Annotated in this window: 20 protein-coding genes and 1 riboswitch; of the genes, 8 read left to right on the top strand and 12 right to left on the bottom strand. The window is 66.8% G+C overall.

Annotated features, from left to right (window positions below):
• Positions 1-178: 178 nt before the first annotated feature.
• The gene (locus MMB92_RS24805; protein ID WP_006483004.1) at positions 179-1762 is read right to left on the bottom strand and encodes an isocitrate lyase; all 1584 of its coding nucleotides are present in this window, start codon (positions 1760-1762) and stop codon (positions 179-181) included.
• Between the two features lie 405 nt (positions 1763-2167).
• Here MMB92_RS24805 and MMB92_RS24800 point away from each other — a divergent pair, with 405 nt between their 5' ends.
• The 4 genes from MMB92_RS24800 (at position 2168) to MMB92_RS24785 (ending at position 4731) form a co-directional block, all read left to right on the top strand.
• Positions 2168-2689 carry a YbaK/prolyl-tRNA synthetase associated domain-containing protein gene (locus MMB92_RS24800; protein WP_084751466.1) on the top strand — a complete coding sequence of 174 codons (522 nt, stop codon included), beginning with the start codon at positions 2168-2170 and terminating at the stop codon, positions 2687-2689.
• Entirely contained in the window at positions 2686-3324 is a 639-nt protein-coding gene (locus MMB92_RS24795) for a helix-turn-helix transcriptional regulator (protein WP_006483016.1), read from the top strand. The genes MMB92_RS24800 and MMB92_RS24795 overlap by 4 nt, the downstream gene beginning before the upstream one ends.
• A gap of 66 nt (positions 3325-3390) precedes the next feature.
• Positions 3391-4365, top strand: a complete 975-nt coding sequence (locus MMB92_RS24790; protein ID WP_080331705.1) for a threo-3-hydroxy-L-aspartate ammonia-lyase — start codon at positions 3391-3393, stop codon at positions 4363-4365.
• 117 nt (positions 4366-4482) lie between these two features.
• The gene (locus MMB92_RS24785; protein ID WP_006483063.1) at positions 4483-4731 is read left to right on the top strand and encodes a hypothetical protein; all 249 of its coding nucleotides are present in this window, start codon (positions 4483-4485) and stop codon (positions 4729-4731) included.
• A gap of 23 nt (positions 4732-4754) precedes the next feature.
• On the opposite strand, the gene MMB92_RS24780 is transcribed toward MMB92_RS24785, so the two are convergent.
• The gene (locus MMB92_RS24780; RefSeq protein WP_006483043.1) at positions 4755-5579 is read right to left on the bottom strand and encodes an SDR family NAD(P)-dependent oxidoreductase; all 825 of its coding nucleotides are present in this window, start codon (positions 5577-5579) and stop codon (positions 4755-4757) included.
• A 412-nt stretch (positions 5580-5991) separates the two neighbouring features.
• Positions 5992-6185, top strand: a riboswitch (cobalamin riboswitch).
• Between the two features lie 216 nt (positions 6186-6401).
• Between MMB92_RS24780 and MMB92_RS24775 the strand changes: the two genes are divergently transcribed.
• The 3 genes from MMB92_RS24775 to MMB92_RS24765 all read left to right on the top strand — a co-directional run bounded on the left by MMB92_RS24775 (position 6402) and on the right by MMB92_RS24765 (position 10043).
• Positions 6402-8330, top strand: a complete 1929-nt coding sequence (locus MMB92_RS24775) for a TonB-dependent receptor (RefSeq protein ID WP_084751467.1) — start codon at positions 6402-6404, stop codon at positions 8328-8330.
• Positions 8331-8458: 128 nt separating this feature from the next.
• Positions 8459-9010 (top strand): TetR-like C-terminal domain-containing protein, encoded by a 552-nt coding sequence (locus MMB92_RS24770; protein WP_241285130.1) that lies wholly within the window; start codon positions 8459-8461, stop codon positions 9008-9010.
• Positions 9011-9032: 22 nt separating this feature from the next.
• Positions 9033-10043 (top strand): alpha/beta hydrolase, encoded by a 1011-nt coding sequence (locus tag MMB92_RS24765; RefSeq protein WP_084751470.1) that lies wholly within the window; start codon positions 9033-9035, stop codon positions 10041-10043.
• A gap of 57 nt (positions 10044-10100) precedes the next feature.
• On the opposite strand, the gene MMB92_RS24760 is transcribed toward MMB92_RS24765, so the two are convergent.
• On the bottom strand, positions 10101-10733 hold the full coding sequence (locus MMB92_RS24760) for a LysE family transporter (protein WP_062885542.1): 633 nt from the start codon (positions 10731-10733) through the stop codon (positions 10101-10103).
• A gap of 116 nt (positions 10734-10849) precedes the next feature.
• Here MMB92_RS24760 and MMB92_RS24755 point away from each other — a divergent pair, with 116 nt between their 5' ends.
• On the top strand, positions 10850-11311 hold the full coding sequence (locus tag MMB92_RS24755; protein ID WP_006483067.1) for an Lrp/AsnC family transcriptional regulator: 462 nt from the start codon (positions 10850-10852) through the stop codon (positions 11309-11311).
• Positions 11312-11423: 112 nt separating this feature from the next.
• On the opposite strand, the gene MMB92_RS24750 is transcribed toward MMB92_RS24755, so the two are convergent.
• The 9 genes from MMB92_RS24750 to MMB92_RS24710 form a co-directional block, all read right to left on the bottom strand.
• Positions 11424-12866 carry a collagen-like triple helix repeat-containing protein gene (locus MMB92_RS24750; RefSeq protein WP_277563005.1) on the bottom strand — a complete coding sequence of 481 codons (1443 nt, stop codon included), beginning with the start codon at positions 12864-12866 and terminating at the stop codon, positions 11424-11426.
• A gap of 243 nt (positions 12867-13109) precedes the next feature.
• Positions 13110-13457, bottom strand: coding sequence for a copper-binding protein (locus tag MMB92_RS24745; RefSeq protein ID WP_060263940.1), 348 nt, complete (start codon positions 13455-13457; stop codon positions 13110-13112).
• Between the two features lie 52 nt (positions 13458-13509).
• On the bottom strand, positions 13510-14301 hold the full coding sequence (locus MMB92_RS24740) for a DUF2182 domain-containing protein (RefSeq protein ID WP_006494795.1): 792 nt from the start codon (positions 14299-14301) through the stop codon (positions 13510-13512).
• Positions 14298-14942, bottom strand: coding sequence for a DUF1326 domain-containing protein (locus MMB92_RS24735; protein ID WP_006491659.1), 645 nt, complete (start codon positions 14940-14942; stop codon positions 14298-14300). The genes MMB92_RS24740 and MMB92_RS24735 overlap by 4 nt, the downstream gene beginning before the upstream one ends.
• Before the next feature lie 167 nt (positions 14943-15109).
• The gene (locus MMB92_RS24730; RefSeq protein ID WP_011547642.1) at positions 15110-15409 is read right to left on the bottom strand and encodes a hypothetical protein; all 300 of its coding nucleotides are present in this window, start codon (positions 15407-15409) and stop codon (positions 15110-15112) included.
• A gap of 217 nt (positions 15410-15626) precedes the next feature.
• On the bottom strand, positions 15627-15875 hold the full coding sequence (locus MMB92_RS24725; RefSeq protein WP_012493351.1) for a hypothetical protein: 249 nt from the start codon (positions 15873-15875) through the stop codon (positions 15627-15629).
• A 218-nt stretch (positions 15876-16093) separates the two neighbouring features.
• A complete protein-coding gene (locus MMB92_RS24720; protein ID WP_034202303.1) occupies positions 16094-16621 on the bottom strand; it encodes a transferase hexapeptide repeat family protein in 528 nt (175 codons plus the stop codon).
• 2 nt (positions 16622-16623) lie between these two features.
• Positions 16624-17568, bottom strand: a complete 945-nt coding sequence (locus tag MMB92_RS24715; RefSeq protein ID WP_058903157.1) for an FAD-binding protein — start codon at positions 17566-17568, stop codon at positions 16624-16626.
• A 16-nt stretch (positions 17569-17584) separates the two neighbouring features.
• The gene (locus MMB92_RS24710; protein WP_058903158.1) at positions 17585-18334 is read right to left on the bottom strand and encodes an electron transfer flavoprotein subunit beta/FixA family protein; all 750 of its coding nucleotides are present in this window, start codon (positions 18332-18334) and stop codon (positions 17585-17587) included.
• Between the last annotated feature and the right edge of the window lie 3 nt (positions 18335-18337).

Raw genomic sequence — 18337 nt, 5'->3', positions numbered from 1 at the left:
AGCCGGTCCAGCAGCCCAGTGCCTGAAGTGCCTTGCGATCGAGCAATTCTTCCTCCGACATCCTCAAAATCAGGTGTCAGATTATGCAATCGCTCGAAAACCCTCCACGGTTTCCTGCGATGAACCAAAAAAAAGCCAGCCCCGCGGGGCTGGCTTCGTGCTTCGGGTCGGACGACGATCAGAACTGGTTCATCGTGTTGTCCTTGCCCGCGGCCTTCAGCGCCGCTTCGCCGCTGAAGTATTCCTTGTGATCGTCACCGATGTCCGAACCGGACATGTTCTGGTGCTTCACGCAGGCGATGCCCTGACGGATTTCCTTGCGCTGCACGCCGGCCACGTAGCCGAGCATGCCCTGGTCGCCGAAGTATTCCTTGGCCAGGTTGTCGGTCGACAGCGCGGCCGTGTGGTACGTCGGCAGCGTGATCAGGTGATGGAAGATGCCTGCTTCACGCGATGCATCGGCCTGGAACGTACGGATCTTCTCGTCGGCCAGTTGCGCCAGTTCGGTCTCGTCGTATTCCACGCTCATCAGCTGCGCGCGGTCGTAAGCCGACACGTCCTTGCCCGCTGCCTTCATCGCGTCGTACGCCTGCTGACGGAAGTTCAGCGTCCAGTTGAACGACGGGCTGTTGTTGTACACCAGCTTCGCGTTCGGGATCACCTTGCGGATCTCGCTGACCATGCCGCCGATCTGTGCGATATGCGGTTTTTCGGTTTCGATCCACAGCAGGTCGGCGCCGTTCTGCAGCGACGTGATGCAGTCGAGCACGCAACGCGCTTCGCCCGTGCCGGCGCGGAACTGGAACAGGTTGCTCGGCAGGCGCTTCGGACGCAGCAGCTTGCCGTCGCGCTTGATGACGACGTCACCGTTGCCCAGCTGGTCGGCCGACAGTTCCTCGCAATCGAGGAACGAGTTGTATTGATCGCCCAGGTCGCCCGGCTGGTTCGTCACGGCGATCTGCTTGGTCAGGCCGGCGCCCAGCGAATCGGTACGCGCGACGATGATGCCGTCGTCCACGCCCAGCTCCAGGAATGCGTAGCGGATCGCGCGGATCTTCGCGAGGAAGTCCTCGTGCGGCACCGTGACCTTGCCGTCCTGGTGGCCGCACTGCTTCTCGTCCGACACCTGGTTTTCGATCTGGATGCAGCACGCGCCCGCTTCGATGAACTGCTTGGCCAGCAGGTAGGTCGCTTCCGCATTGCCGAAGCCGGCGTCGATGTCGGCGATGATCGGCACGACGTGCGTGACGTGGTTGTCGATCTTTTGCTGGATCGCGGCCTTGGCGGCAGCGTCCTTCGCGGCATCCAGTTCGCGGAACAGGCCGCCCAGCTCACGGGCGTCGGCCTGGCGCAGGAACGTGTACAGCTCGCGGATCAGCGCGCTGACCGAAGTCTTTTCGTGCATCGACTGGTCCGGCAGCGGGCCGAACTCCGAGCGCAGCGCGGCGACCATCCAGCCCGACAGATACAGGTAGCGGCGTTCGGTGCTGTTGAAGTGCTTCTTGATGGAGATCATCTTCTGCTGGCCGATGAAACCGTGCCAGCAACCCAGCGACTGCGTGTACTTGGACGGATCGGCATCGTACGCGGCCATGTCGGCGCGCATGATCTTCGCGGTGTACTTCGCGATGTCCAGACCGGTCTTGAACTTGTTCTGGGCACGCATGCGGGCGGCATATTCGGGGCTGATGGCATTCCACGCGCTGCCGTGGTTTTCCTTCAAACCAGCCACTGCCTTGATGTCGTCTTGATATTGGGACATGTCTATCTCCTGGGAACGAAGCGCATTTGAGTAAAGGGTTCAGCGTGCCCGCCGCGTGTGACGAAGCGAACTGCATGGACTCAATAGTAATCCCGTCCAGCGAAATTTCGGTCAAGTCTTATATAAGACATAAGATATAAATTTCTGTTGTTTTTCAATGAGATAGCCAGGCGTTTTTGCGATGCAAAACACGGTTTCAAGCGGCGGTAAAACGCGGCGACAGGAATCCGGCGCGTATCCCGCAATATGAAACGCCCTTTCGGCTGCTGAAGAACGACATGCCTGGGCCGCGGTCGGGCAACGACGAGCGCGCCCCCTTTGTCACAGCCATGACAAAACGTCTATACTTGGACAATTCTTTGATCCGCGCGCATCGGCGCGCCGGCCTGCCTGCTCCGGAGCAACATGAACGACTCGCCCGTTTTCGACACGCTGTGCGAACTGCTGAATACCGCCGGCGCGCGTTTCCGCGTGCTCGAGCATCCGGCGGAAGGCAAATCCGACGCGATCGCCACGCTGCGCGGCACCCGTCCCGAACAGGGCGCGAAGGCGATGCTCTGCACGTTCAAGGATGGCGGCGACGCCACCGCGCTCGCGGTGATTCCCGGCCACCTGAAAATCGACTTCCGCAAGGTCGCCGATGCGCTCGGCCGGCGCAAGGCGACGCTCGCGTCGCCCGACGTCGCGGCCGCCGTCACGCGCTGCGTGATGGGCGCCGTGCCGCCGTTCGCATTCGATTCGAACGTGACGCTCGTCGTCGATCCCGCACTGGTCGAACACAATGACGAGATCGCGTTCAACGCGGGCCGGCTCGACCGCTCGGTCGTGCTCGACGCGGCCGACTACGTCCGGATCGCGCGCCCGCTGCTGGCCGGCATCACGCGATCGGAAACGACGGACACCCCGGCTCCCCAGGACCACGCATGAGCACGAACGACACACCACGGCCGTCGGAACAGGCCTCGCTGATCGAGCAGGTGCAGCGCATCGCCGAAGGGCTCGGCGCGATGTTCGCGCCGTTCACCGAGGTCGTCGTGCACGACCTGCGCACGCCGGAGCACGCGATCCTCGCGATCCACAACAACCTGTCCGGACGCGCGGTCGGCGATCCCGCGACCGAGCTCGGCCTCGCCCGCATCGCCGACGACGATTTCCCGCAGGTGCTCGCGAACTACCCGAACCGCTTCGCCGACGGCCGCACCGCGAAAAGCACGTCGATCGGCATCAAGGATTCGACCGGACGCTACGTCGCCGCGCTGTGCCTGAATGCCGACGTCACGCTGTTCCGCGGCTTCCAGGGCATGCTGAACCAGTTCTGCCGCACGGACGGCGAGACCGTCGTCGAAACGCTCGACCCGGCCGGCGCGGACGCGATCCGGCAGCGCATCGACGCGTTCGCGACGCGCCTCGCGACGACGCCGCGCGAGCTGAAGACCGACCAGCGCCGCGAGCTGATGCAGATGCTGAAGGCCGACGGCTTCCTCGAAGTGCGCCGCGCGATGGAAATCGTGTCGCAGCATCTCGGCGTCTCGCGCGCCACCGTCTACAACGATGCGAAGTGACGCCGCGCGCCCTGCCGTCCCGTTTCGAATTTCCCGTTGACTGACCTTTTCGACCCTCTAGCGACCATGAACTCTCCGACTCTCCCCACGTACGACGACGTTGCCGCCGCCGCGGCCCGGCTCGAAGGCCATGCGCACCGCACGCCGGTGATGACGTCGCGGACGATCGACGACGCGCTCGGCGCGCAGGTGTTCTTCAAGTGCGAGAACCTGCAGCGCATGGGCGCCTTCAAGTTCCGCGGCGCGTTCAATGCACTGTCGCGCTTCAGCGCGGAACAGCGCCGGCACGGCGTCGTCGCGTTCTCGTCGGGCAACCATGCGCAGGCGATCGCGCTTTCGGCGCGCATCCTCGGCATTCCGGCGACGATCGTGATGCCGCAGGACGCACCGGCCGCGAAGATGGCCGCGACGCGCGGCTACGGCGGCAACGTCGTGACCTACGACCGCTATACCGAGGATCGCGAGCAGATCGGGCGCGAACTCGCGGAGAAGCACGGGCTCACGCTGGTTCCGCCCTACGATCACCCGGACGTGATCGCCGGCCAGGGCACCGCGGCCAAGGAACTGTTCGACGAAGTCGGCCCGCTCGACGCGGTATTCACGCCGCTCGGCGGCGGCGGCCTGCTGTCGGGCACCGCGCTCGCCACGCGGGCGCTGTCGCCGCACGCGAAGCTGTACGGCGTCGAGCCCGAAGCCGGCAACGACGCCCAGCAATCGTTTCGGTCCGGCACGATCGTGCACATCGACACGCCGCGCACGATCGCCGATGGCGCGCAGACGCAGCACCTCGGCAACCTGACGTTCCCGATCCTCCGCCGCGACGTCGACGACATCCTGACCGCGACGGACGCGGAACTGGTCGACTGCATGCGCTTCTTCGCCACGCGCATGAAGCTCGTCGTCGAGCCGACCGGCTGCCTGTCGTTCGCCGCCGTGCGACGGATGAAGGATGCGCTGCAGGGCAAGCGCGTCGGCGTGGTGATCAGCGGCGGCAACGTCGATCTCGAGAACTTCTGCGCGCTGGTGTCGGCAGCGGCCTGACCGTCGCGGCGCGCATGAAGATCCTGTCATGCGCGCGCCGCCGCCCCTTCACGTCGCGTTAAGTTTCGCGCCCTAGACTGATTACGTCGTCCTGAAGTCAGTCGTGAAGGAGTCACCATGAATACGCACGCGATCGTCGCCGCCGCCCTGGCGGCCGCTTCCCTGTCGGCGTTCGCTCAACCGGGCGTGACGTCATCCGGTTTTCCCGCCGCATCGCCGGCCCCCGCAGTCGCGCAAGCGACGCACCGTTCGCCCGCCGCGTTGCCGCCCGTCGGCTTCGTGTTCGCGAAGATCGATCAGAACAATACGCCGCCCGATCGCGGCGGCGACCCGGGCGGCCGCACGCACGCCGGCACGCATATGTAACGACACGCGCCGGCCGCCGGCATTCAGAACGACGGCAGCGACGGATCGCGGGCGGCGAGGATGTCGTCGGTACGCCGCTGCAGCGCGCCGTCGAGCGTCTCCGGTTGCGGAATCAGCCAGTAGCGCCCGGCGCGAATACCGTCGAATACCCGCTCGGCGAACGCGTCGGGCGTGAGCCCGTGCGCGTTCAGCATCGTGCGCATCGTGTCGACGAAACCGCGCACCTCGGGCCGGTCGTGCGCGGCGCCGAACGGATCGTTGAAGATGCCCGACAGCACGGGCCCCGGCGCGAGCAGCGACACGCCGACCGGTGCGCCGAGCATCTTCAGTTCGCCGTACAGCGATTCCGTCAGCGCGACCACCGCGAATTTCGTCGCCGAATACGGCGACATCAGCGGGCTCGGCAGGAAGCCGCCGACCGATGCGGTGTTCACGACCCGCGCCGGCGCGTTGCGTTCGAGCATGCGCGGCACGAAACTGCGAATCCCGTTCAGCACGCCGTGCACGTTGATCGCGAAGCTGCGCTCGAAGCGCTCCGGCGTAATTTCCCAACTGAAGCCGGTCGCCATCACGCCCGCGTTGTTGAACAGCAGGTCGACGCCGCCGAAGCGCCGCCATGCGGCTTCGGCCAGCGCGTCGACGGCTTCCGGCCGGCTGACGTCGGTCGGCACGCACAGCACGTCGGTGTCGAGCGTCGCGGCGAACGCGTCGAGTTTCGCCGGATCGAGATCGGCCAGTACGACACGCATGCCGAGCGCGGCCGCGTGGCGCGCCAGCCCGCTGCCGATGCCGCTGGCCGCGCCGGTAATCACGGCGGTGCCGCCGTCGAAGCGAATCGAATCGGTCATGTCGGTCAACGTCCTGTCGGGTCGGATGCGCGGCGCTGCGCGAGCGTGCACTGGCCGGCGAGGAACCGGCTTCGGGTGTCGGTCATGATGTCTCCTGTCATCGAGTGCGGGCCGTTCAGCTCGAACCCGCGATATCCACACGGTGCAATACGCGCCCGGGTTCCGCCTCGCCCGTTTGAACGAGATCGCGCACGCGAGCGGCAGGTTCGAACGGGAAACTGTCGAGGGAAGCGCGGCCCGCGCAACGCGCCGAGCCGGTTCCGGCTCGAGGGCACGCGCTCGCCCCGTTTCGTCAGACCAGACGCACGGCCCGCGCGCATGAAACGAAAGGATCCGGAAAGCTGACGCCGGACAATGACGTTTTTTCGCATCCGCAGGCAGCCGGACGATTGACGTGCGCGAGCGCACGCCATTACCCTTGCGCGCTGATGGTTCCCAGGGATGGGATCAAAAGGGAACGCAGGCGAGGCAACGCCTCGAAGCTGCGGCTGCCCCCGCAACTGTGAGCGGCGAATCCGTGCCACCGCATGCCACTGGGAAACCGGGAAGGCCCGCACGGACGACGACCCGCGAGCCAGGAGACCTGCCATCGACCCGAGGTCCAGCAGCCGCACCGGGCGGGGTGTCCCGATGCGCCAGGCGCCGCCCCCGGGTGGTCGCCCGTTGCATGGACGACCCGACCTCAGGATCCACCAGATGTCCATCGTTCCCGAATCCGCTTCCCGGCCGGAAGCGTCGCACCGACACGCCGTCGGCATCCGTTGCTTGTCCGCCCTCCGCTCACGATCGCCGTACCCGCTACTCGCTTTGTCCCGCCGTCTCATGAACCTTCGTCACCTGCTCGCCACGTCCGCCGCCACCGCGCTGCTTTCCCCGCTCGCCCATGCGGCGGGCGACACGGCGCCTGCGCAGCCCGCCGGGCCCGCGGAAGGGGCGGACCTGCCGACGATCAGCGTGACCGACACGCGGCACCTGCCCGAATCGTTCGACCGGCGCTACGCGTCGACCCAGGTGCTCACGCGCGACGATCTCGACCGGCTGTCGCCGGCCGACCCGAGCATCACGCAGGCGCTCGCGACGCTGCCGGGCGTGACCGTCGCGCAGAACGGCGGGCCCGGCTCGTCCGCGTCGGTCAGCATCCGCGGTTCGTCGGCGAGCCTGGTCGCCGTGTTCATCGACGGCATCCGGATCGGCTCGCCGACCACCGGCATCGCGCCGTGGGCCGACCTGCCGACCGACGCGTTCGAGCGCGTCGAGGTGATCTCCGGGCCGGCCGCCGCGTCGTTCGGCAACAACGCGATGGGCGGCGTCGTGCAACTCTTCACGCGCCGCGCCGCCCAACAGCCGAACCAGACCACCGTGTCGTTCGGCGGCGGCACGAACAAGACGTTCGACACGCGGTTCCGCACGTCGGGCACAGTGCCGTCGACGGGGCCGCTGGCCGCGCTCGGCGGGCTCACCTATTCGCTCGGGCTGCACGACTACAACACGGCCGGCATCGACGCGACGCGGCCGTTCTTCTACGGTCACGAAGACGGCCGCAATCCGTATCACGCGCAGGATCTCGACGCGCGGCTCGGCTATGCGCGCGACAACTGGTCGATCTCGACGTTCGCGCTGTACCACCGCTCCGACCTGTCCTACGACAACAGCGGCTACGCGAATCGCGAGCTCGATCACCAGCTGACGACCGGCGTCGCGTTCCATCTCGACATCACGCCCGATACGCAATTCGACCAGTCGTTCGGTTATGCGAACGACCGCCAGTTCATCTACGCGGACAACCCAGCCCTCGCGACGGACCAGATCAATTCGCAACGCATCAGCACGTCGACGTCGCTGACCCATCAGGCGCACGGATTTCATCTGTTCGGCCTGCCGCTGTCGGGCGAATCGAAGCTCGCCTACGATTTCACGCGCGAACAGGCGTTCCTGCCGGTCGACATTCCCGGTGGCGTACCGACGCGCAACGATTCCGCGTTCTCGCTGCACCAGTCGGCGACGCTCGGCAGCGTGACGATGTTCGTCGCGGGTCGTCACGAGATCGTCGCCGGGCAAGCGGTGAACACCGGCAACGCCGCGCTGTCGTGGGCGATCACGCCGGTCTACACGGCGCGCGTGTCGTACGGCAATGCATTCCGCCTGCCGACGTTCAACGACCTGTACTATCCCGGCTACGGCAATCCGAGCCTCAGCCCGGAACGCAGCACGTCGGTCGAGGCCGCGCTCGACGCGAACACGGCGTACGGCACCTTCACCGCGGCGATCTACGATACGCGCGTCAACAACCTGATCGCCTACAACCCGGCAACGTTCTCGCCGATGAACATCGGCCGTTCGCACATTCGCGGCATCGACCTGTCGTACAAGGGGACGATCGGCCGTTCAACGCCGGTGAGCATCGCGGTCGGCATCCTGAATCCGCAGGACGAGACCAACCAGACCTGGCTCAGCCGCCGGCCGCGCCAGACGGTCAGCCTGAACGTCGACCACACGTGGGACGAATTGAAGCTGCATGCGCTGAGCACGGGCGCGTCGCTGCTGTACGGCGGTTCGACGTTCGACGATCCGGCCAACCGGCAGTATCTGGCGTCGTACCTGACGGTGAGCCTGCGCGCGTCGTACCGGATCAGTTCGCACCTGACCGTGTCGGCGTCGCTGTCGAACCTGTTCGACCGGCAGTACATGACCGCGTACGGCTACAACACGCTCGGGCGCACCGCGTTCGGCAAGGTCAGCTATACGTTCTGACGAGCTCACGCATCCGCATGAAGCGCCACGCCGGCACGCGCGGAAAATTGACATCGCGGCCAAACCTAATAGAATTAGTTTTTTGACTAATCCGCATAGCATTCGTCATGGCGCGTGCCGGCATTACCGTGGACAAGCTCGTCGAAGCCGGCGCGCGGCTCGCCGATGAAACCGGCTTCGAGCTGCTCACCGGCGCGGCGCTCGCGCGACATTTCGACGTCAAGCTGGCGAGCCTGTATTCCCATATCCCGAGCTTCGACGATCTGAAGAGCCGGATCGCGCTGTTCGCGCTGCAGGAGCTGGCCGATCGCGCCACCGACGCGCTGGCCGGCCGCACCGGCAAGGACGCGCTGGCCGCGCTCGCGAACGTCTATCGCGACTACGCGCGGGCGCATCCGGGCCGCTTTGCGGCCGCGCGCCATCCGGTGAGCGCCGAACGGGCCGCGGAAAGCGCGGGCGGGCAGCTCGTCAGGATGACGTCGGCGGTGCTGCGCGGCTACGACCTGCCGGAAACCGAACAGGCGCATGCGATCCGCCTGCTCGGCGGCTTCTTCATGGGCTACGTGACGCTCGAAAGCGCCGGCGGCTTCTCGCACAGCGCGCCGGATTCCGACGCGTCGTGGGCGCGCAGCCTCGATGCGCTCGACGTGATGCTGCGTCACTGGCCGTCGGCCGCCTGACGCACCGAACGGAACCCGAGCGATGAAAGACAAACCCGACGGCGTCGTACTGCCGAGCCGTGTCGTTCCCTTCCCGACCTCGATCAGCGACGAAGCGCGCGCCGCGCTGCAACGCCTGACCGGCGACGACGGCGTGCCGCTGAACGCGTTGCACGTGATGCCGGCCCCGGACGATATCGACGCGTGGATGCGCGTGAAGGCCAGCGCCGACGCACATTACGCGGCCGCGGTCGAGCAGCTCGCCGGCTATCTGCGTTCGAGCGTCGAGACGATCCGCGTCGGCGATGCGGACGTGCATGTCGCGACACCGGAAGCCGAGGCTGCCAGCGCCTATGCGACCATCGACCTGCACGGCGGCGCGCTGGTCGTCGGCGGTGGCGCCGCGTGCCGTGCCGGCGCGCAGATGCAGGCCGACCGGCTCGGCGTGCGCTGCTACGGCGTCGACTACCGGATGCCGCCCGAGCATCCGTATCCGGCCGCGCTCGACGACTGCATCGCGACCTATGCCTACGTGCTGGAGCGCTACGCACCGGAACACGTCGTCATCGGCGGCCGTTCGGCCGGCGGCAATCTCGCCGCCGCGATGGTGCTGCGCGCCCGCGACGAGGGCCTGCCGCTGCCGGCCGCGCTCGTGCTGCTGTCGCCGGAAGCCGACCTGACCGAATCCGGCGACAGCTTCGAGACCAGCCGCCTGGTCGACGTCGTGTTGCCGGGGCCGCTGATGGCGAACAATCTGCTCTACGCGAACGGCGCCGATCTCGCGCATCCGTACCTGTCGCCGCTGTTCGGCGATTTCGCCGCCGGCTTCCCGCCGACCTTCATCCAGAGCGGCACGCGCGACCTGTTCCTGTCGAACGCCGTGCGCCTGCATCGCGCGTTGCGACGCGCGCAGGTGCCGACCGAGCTGCACGTGTTCGAGGGGATGCCGCACGGCGGATTCATGGGCGCGCCGGAGGATATCGAGCTGAGCCAGGAAATCGCGCGCTTCGTGCACGCGCACCTGCACGCATCGAATGGAGCCGGCGATGAATAGAACCGCACCCGGGAACGACATCGGCATCGGCCGGGATCGCTGCGCTGCCCCGCGCGTCTAGATCAGTCCGCGCACGCCCGCGACCAGCTGGATCGCGCCGAATCCCGCGACGATCGCCGCCGACACGCGCGACAGCCCGTGCATGAACCCGAACGACAGCTTCGTGCGCAGCGCGGCGCTCGCGCCGCTCAGGCACAGCCACCACATGGCCGAACCGATGAACACGCCGGCGACCATCGACCCGACGGTGGCCTCCATCGCGCCTTCCTGCGTGTCCGGCAGCGGGCCGAGCGCCGCGAAGATCCCGACGAACGACACGATCGTCATCGGGTTCGACAGCGTGAGGCCGAACGTCGTCAGGAAATCGCGCAGGACCGTCGTACGCGGCAGCTCGCGTTGCCCCGCCGGCGCGGCCGGCGCCTGGCGCGCGATGGTCCACGCGAGCCAGACGAGAAACGCGCCGCCGCCGATTTTCAGGGCGACGGTCAGCATCGGGAACGCGGTGACGAGGCCCGCAACGCCCAGCGCGCCGAGCAGGCCGTAAATCGCGTCGGCGCATGCGGCGCCGATGCCCGTCGCGAATCCCGCCTGGAAGCCGCGGCTCAGGCTGCGCTGAATGCACAGCATGCCGATCGGGCCGACCGGCGCCGCGATCGACCACCCCATCACGACGGATTTGATGAACAGCATCGCCTGCTCCTTGCAGCATCCAGTGGATCGAACAGGCATCGTAGGGAAAGTCCGGCCCCCGCTGAATACGGTTTTTAAGGAAAAATAGGCACTCCACCTTAAAAACGCCCGCCGCGATGGACGATCTGGACTGGAAGATACTGGCGCTGTTGCAGGACAACGGACGCATCAGCTATACGGAGCTCGCGCGCCAGGTCCACCTGTCGGTGCCGGCGGTGACGGAACGCGTGAAGCGCCTTGAAGCAGCCGGCGTGGTCGAGGGCTACACCGCGCGGATCAACCCGTCCGCGGCAGGCTATCCGGTGAGCGCGCTGATCGGCATCACGGTGCAGCAACCGGCGAAAGCGAAGTTCCTGAAGCTGCTGGAGACGATTCCCGAAGTCGTCGAATGCCATCACGTGACGGGGGCGGATTCGTACGTGATGCGGTTGGTCGCCGTCAGCATGGCTCATCTCGAACAACTGATCGAACGCATCAACCTGTACGGCGAAACGCGCACGTCGATCGTGATGTCGACGCCGCTGCCGGCGCGCGGGCTCGCACGGCCGCCGTCGAAGCCCGGCGACACGCGCAGGTAGCGGGCCGCGGTTTCAGGCTCCATCGCCGGTCCCGGCCGGGACCGAAGACGACCGATGGCCGTCGTCTCCGGTCATGCGGCCGGGTTCCCGCATGGCGATCGGCACGAGCCGGCTATTTGCCGACCGCGCCGCCGAGCAGGCCACCCACCAGCGACGTCACCGGCGCGAGCGGGTTGGCGAGCGCGCCCAGCGGCGAGCCGCCGCCGCTCGCACCGGTCTCGGCGCCACCGTGCACGGTCGCCGGTATGCCGCCGACCACGCTCGTCACCAGACCGGCGACCGGCACCGCGCCGTTCGGGCCGCTCGGGTTCACGAGGCCGCCCGCATTGGTCACCGTGTTGCCGACCGCCCGGACGAGACCGCCGACCGCGCCGACGATCGGCTGCGGCGACGTGGACGTCACCTTCCATCCAGCCGACGTGATCGCTCCGCCGACCTGCCCGAGCAGGCCCGCGACCGGCTGCCCGAGGCCCGTTGCGGTGCCGGCCTGCTGCGTGAGCTGACCGGCCGTCGTCACGAGCGGCGTGATCGCCGTGCTGAGCGCCTGCGTCGCCTGCTGGACCGGGCCTGACGACAGGGCCGAGCCGAGCATGGTGCCGCCCGACTTCAGGCCGCCGGCCACCGTGTCGAGTAGACCGCCGACGGGCGTCGTAATCGGCGCGAGCGGCGACAGCGGGCCGGAGCCGAGCGCCTTCACCGTTTCGCTGAGACCGTTGACCGGGTTGCTGGTCGAGCCGACGAGGGTGCCGAGGCCCGTCACCGTCGTGCCGACCGGGTTCGGCGTGAAGCCGATCTGGCCGATACCGTTGCTCACGGCATTCGTCGTGTCGCGGATGAGCGTGCCGACGCCGGTGACCGTGTCGGCCGGCCCGGCCGTCATGGTCTTGCCGACGCCGGGCAGTGTCACGTCGCCGAGCGTCGAGCCCGCGGCCAGCACGACTGCGCCGACGGAACTGATGATGCCGTTGGTGCCGGGTGTACCGCTGGTTCCACTCGTGCCGCTGGTTCCGCTTGTGCCACTGGTTCCGCTTGTGCCACTGGTTCCGCTTGTGCCGCTGGTTCCGCTCGTGCCGCTGGTTCCGCTCGTGCCGCTGGTTCCGCTCGTGCCGCTGGTTCCGCTCGTGCCGCTGGTTCCGCTCGTGCCGCTGGTTCCGCTTGTGCCACTGGTTCCGCTTGTGCCACTGGTCCCGCTCGTGCCACTGGTGCCGCTCGTGCCACTGGTGCCACTGGTGCCACTGGTGCCGCTTGTGCCGCTCGTGCCACTGGTGCCGCTCGTGCCACTGGTGCCACTGGTGCCACTGGTGCCGCTTGTGCCGCTCGTCCCGCTTGTGCCGCTCGTCCCGCTTGTGCCGCTCGTCCCGCTCGTCCCGCTCGTCCCGCTCGTGCCGCTGGTCCCGCTCGTACCACCGGTTCCGTTCGTCCCGCTCGTACTCGTCCCGATGGTGTTGCCGGCCAGCGTCGGCGCCGTAATGTCACCGCCGCCGCACGCCGCGAGCGCACACGCAGTGGCAATGGCGGCGAGTGAAACGTTCGCCTTGGTGAAGTGATTGTGCATGGAAGCCCCCGTTCGCTATTCAGCTCGATCACGTCAACAAGCATCTAGCGTGCCATCTCCGTGGGCCTCCTTCACATTGTCACGATCGCCTTTCGATCGCGGTCCGGGCCGCACTGCGCGTCACGGCACATCGCGTGCGGATCGTGCGTCGCGGCGCGTCCCGTCCTGGCATTCCGATCGCGCTGACGTAACACCGGCCCCGCGTTACGTAGCACCGACCGGGAAAAACCGGCAGCATCCTCGTCACGGCCGCTTCACCAGCTTCACGATCGTCAGCGTGCCGTTGACGTTTTCCACCCGAACCCGAACCTTGTCGCCCACATGCAGCGGCGGGATCATCGCCACGTCGCCGGCCTTGAATGCCATCGTCATCGGCGGCATGCCGATGTTGTCGAGCGCGCCGTGCTTCAGCGTCACGAGCCTGCGGCCGGCATCGATTGCCTTGACTTCGGCATCGGTCAGCGTCGCATTCGACGCCGACATGGTCGCGTCGCCTGCGTTCATGCCCGGCATGTCGCCGCCGGCGAGCGCCGGCATGGCAATGGTCGCCATCGCGCACGACACGACGACAGCGCGAAAACAGGTCTTCATCGAGCATCTCCCGTCGAGCCAGCGCGTTTCCGTCGCCAGCCAGCGCCACGCATCACACGATCAACGTCGCACCGGCCCACGCGATCAGCACGACACCCAGCACGCGGCCGATACGCTCGCCACCGGGCAGCACCTTCTCCACGAACACGAACAGCGACAACGCGACGATCCACACCACGTTCATCACGCCGCCGACGAACAGCAGCGCCATCAGTAACCAGCAGCAGCCCACGCAAACGATGCCGTGCCGCACGCCCAGCAGGAAACTGCCGGCGACGCCCGGGCGCCAGTGCGCGACCAGGAATGCAGCCGGCGCCCGGCATTGCCGCAGGCACGCGCGTTTCAGCGGCGAGAATTGATAAAGCCCGGCCAGCGCCAGCACGATCGCGGAAAGGCGCGCACTCTTCGACCACAGCATCATCGCGGAGATCAGCCCGGCCGGTTGCAGCAGCGCCTGAAGCAGCGCCGCGCCGATCGAGAACGCGAGCCACGTCGTCAGATAGCCGGCCAGCAGCGCCACCGACGTGAACGCCGATCCCGTCGCCCCGTCGCCGTGCTGCCGTAGCACGCGCCGGTACAGCATCACGAGCGGCGCCGCGCCGGGCGTCATCATCGCGATCATCATCACCCACCACATCGCGATCACGGTCGGCAGAGGCGGATCCATGCTGCCCATGCCGTCCGCCAGCCGATGCGGAAACAGCGCGACGGTCGTCATCTCCCGCGCCGACATGCCGGTTCCCGCGCCCGTCCACAGATAGAACCAGCACAGGCCGACGAGCGCGGCCATGCCGATCAGCGTGACGGCGCGCTCGCGGGCGAGCCAGGTGTCGAACGGCGTCATGCCGCGGCGCGATGCCGGATCAGCCCGTGGTTGTTCAGATGCAGCCGCGCGAATTGCGCATAGGTTCCGTCGAGATTCAGCGCGATGTTGCCCTGCGAGCGCCCCGTGCCCGAACCGATCTCGGCCAGCTCGTATTCGAAACCGTGCGGCAGGTCGATCCGCACACGGTGCTCGGCACCCGTCACCGGATTGTGGATGGGTTCGCCGGCTGCGTCGAACACACCGTCCACGTGAATCCGGCCGCGCCGCGCATCGACGTCAACGTCGAAATCGATCTTCGTGAAGATCGGCTCGAACGCGTGCTCGAGCGTCGACGCATACACCGAAAACATCGTCGCGAACGGATCGGTATCCTGACCGGTCATGATCTTCAGCACGGCCTCGCGCTGTGCCGGACTGGCACGCTCGTCGACGATCGGTTGGCACTTGCCCTTGCCTTCGTGAACGGCGCCCGGCCACTGGAACACCACCGCGATCCTGACGCCGTCGAGCACCACGTCGCCGTAGTGGCCGCTGTCGATCGAAATCGCCCCCATCGCTTCGCAGTTGCCGTTGGTCGGCAGCGCATTGAACTGGCAAGGGCAACCGTATGAGCAATTGCAACTGATCATTTCGGTTCCCTGAATTTCCCACGGCGTCATGGCTCCACCTCGCGCTCTGAAACAGACGAACGCTTCGAATCTAGTGCACGCGATCGGGGAAAGCAAAGCGGTCGTGGCGGCGTGAAAACCGAGGGTTCCGGCCTCACGTAAGACGTTTCAGGATGCGTTCGCCGGGTTGCGCCGGAAACCGTCTCGTCCGCCTGTTCTCACACGATCAGCGAAGCAACGATCGCGCACCACACGGCGCCTGCGCCGCACAGAAACACGCGCCGCGCGACGAACATTCGCGACTCGTCGTCGGGGGTTTTCATCGGCGACGTGGCAAGAAACGGCACGCTGGCGAGGCACGCGAAACCCGCCAGCGCGGGCACGATCACGACGTAGTCGCCGAACCGCCAGGGCAGCGCTTCGTGCAACCCCCAGTAGCCGAGAAACAGCATGCCCATCGAGAACATCGTCGCGGCGGCCGAACTGAGCGCGACCACCGATCCTGTCGGAAATTGCACGGGAACCTCCCCTCGCGCGACCCGCGCGCTGACGCCCATCTCGCCGGGGACCGCGATGACGGCGTCTGCCGGCGCAGACTCACGCGTTCATGTCCGGCTCGAACGCATCGCGTGCGCCGTCGCGACCAGGCAGCGAATGCGCGTTGTCACGGATTGACAGGCTCGGCCCGATCGAGCGGCCATGTCGTACCCGTTTAACGAGGACGTGCGTGGGCCGCTAACCCGGTTTTTTCGTGCCCTGCGCAACGGAAATCCACCCGACCACGGCCGCGGCGACCCAGCAGCAGGTGATCATCAGGTCCAGATCCATCCAGCCCTCGAAATTCGTACTGTTTTCGAAACTGCAGCGCTGATGGCCCCTGACCCACATGCAGCCGCTGATCAACTGCTGGACATGCATGTAGATGCTGTACACGGCAACGGCCGAAGCGATGATGGCGACCCGCAGGCTTATGCTCTTTTTCATTGACGCTGAAGGCGTGGGATGATTTCCCGACGATCTTAAGCCAATGGCGATGCATGACGCAATCGATCCGGTATCGTCCCGATTGACCCGCATGCGTAAAAGCGCATCGATTGTCGCAACCTCGACGGAAGCCGGCATGCGTCGCGACGGCGGAAGGATTTCGCGCGTTCTGGCGCGACGCCGCATGGATCCCGGGGCGGCTCCCGGCGCCACCCTACTCAATCGACGATCGGCCTGATCGTCTTCAGGCAATCCGCCGCCAGTTGCTGATAAATCCGCGTGCCATTCGCCTTCGCGTCGATCTCCGCGCCGCTCAGCCGGCGTACGACACGCGCCGGCATGCCCGCCAGCAGCACGCCGCGCGGCACGTCGTAGCCGGCCTTCACGAACGCACAGGCCGCGACGATCGTCGTTGCGCCGATCGTCGCACCGTCCATCACGACCGCATTCATGCCGATCATCGTGTCCGGCTCCAGCGTCGCGCCATGCACGATCGCGCCGTGGCCGATGTGGCTGTTCACGCCCAGCCGGCAGGTCTCGCCGATCCCGACGTGCAGCACGCAGCCGTCCTGCACGTTGCTGCCGTCTTCGACGACGATCGCGCCGAAGTCGCCGCGCAGGCTCGCATGCGGGCCGATGTAGCAGCGCGCGCCGATCGTCACGTCGCCGATCACGACCGCGCTCGGGTCGAGGTACGCGGACGGATCGACGCGCGGCCGCATCCCGTTGAATTCGAACAGCGGCATCGTCAGAGCGCCGCGACCGCTTCCGGCACGAGCGTGAACAGGTCGCCGACGACACCGTAATCGGCCACGCTGAAGATCGGTGCTTCGGGATCCTTGTTGATCGCGACGATCACCTTCGAATCCTTCATGCCGGCCAGGTGCTGGATCGCACCCGAAATGCCGACCGCGACGTACAGCTGCGGCGCGACGATCTTGCCGGTCTGGCCGACCTGGTAATCGTTCGGCACGTAGCCGGCGTCGACTGCCGCGCGCGATGCGCCGAGCGCGGCCTGCAGCTTGTCGGCCAGCGGCTCGAGCACCTTCGTGTAGTTCTCGCTGCTGCCCAATCCGCGGCCGCCCGACACGACGATGTTCGCGCTGGTGAGTTCCGGCCGATCCAGTTTCGTCACTTCACGGCTCACGAAGTGCGACGTGCCGACGTCTGCCGCTGCGTCGATCCTCTCGACCGTCGCATTGCCGCCTTCCGCCGAAACCGGATCGAAGCCGGTCGCCCGCACCGTGACGACCTTGACCGGATCGCCCGACTGCACGGTCGCGATCGCGTTGCCCGCGTAGATCGGGCGCTCGAACGTGTCGGCCGATACAACGGCCGTGATCTCGGAAATCTGTGCGACATCCAGTTTCGCGGCGATACGCGGCGCGACGTTCTTGCCGTACGCGGTGGCCGGCGCGAGGATGTGCGAGTAGTCCTTCGCGATGTTCAGCGCAGTCGCTTCGACGTTTTCCGCCAGGCCTTCGGCCAGATGCGGCGCATCGGCCAGCAGCACCTTCGAAACGCCCGCGATCTTTGCCGCTGCATCGGCCGCCGCTTGCGCGTGGTGGCCCGCGACCAGCACGTGAACATCGCCGACGCCCGCGGCATCCAGCGCCCGTGCCGCGGCCACCGCATTCAACGTCGCGGCCTTGATCGACACGTTGTCGTGCTCGGCCATTACCAGAATCGTCATGTCGTTGCGTTCCCTGTTACAGCACCTTGGCTTCGGTCTTCAGCTTGCCGACCAGCGTCTGCACGTCCGGCACCTTCACGCCGGCCGCGCGCTTCGGCGGCTCGCTCACCTTCAGCGTCTTCAGACGCGGCGCGACGTCCACACCGAGGTCTTCCGGCTTCACCGTTTCCAGCGGCTTCTTCTTTGCCTTCATGATGTTCGGCAGCGTCACGTAGCGTGGCTCGTTCAGGCGCAGGTCGGTCGTCACGACCGCGGGCAGTCGAAGCGACAGCGTCTGCGCGCCGCCGTCGACTTCGCGCGCCACCGTCGCATGGCTGTCGGCGATCACGACTTTCGACGCGAACGTCGCCTGCGGCAGACCGGCCAGCGCGGCGAGCATCTGGCCCGTCTGGTTCGCATCGTCGTCGATCGCCTGCTTGCCGAGAATCACCAATTGCGGCTGCTCCCGGTCGACCAGCGCCTTCAACACCTTCGCGACGCCCAGCGGTTCGACGCCTTCATTCGACTCGACGAGAATCGCGCGATCCGCGCCGATCGCCAGCGCCGTGCGCAGCGTTTCCTGCGCCTGCGCGACACCCACCGATACCGCGACCACTTCGGTCGCGACTCCAGCCTCCTTCAACCGCACCGCTTCTTCCACCGCGATTTCGTCGAACGGGTTCATCGACATCTTCGCGTTCGCGATATCGACGCCCGTCCGGTCGGATTTCACGCCGACCTTCACGTTCGCGTCGACCACGCGTTTCACTGCCACGAGCACTTTCAACTG

This window comes from Burkholderia sp. IO2 (assembly GCF_029522185.1).
GTDB lineage: Bacteria > Pseudomonadota > Gammaproteobacteria > Burkholderiales > Burkholderiaceae > Burkholderia > Burkholderia cenocepacia.
Note: the sequence above shows the minus strand (reverse complement) of the source record. Positions and strands in the feature narration are given on the sequence as shown.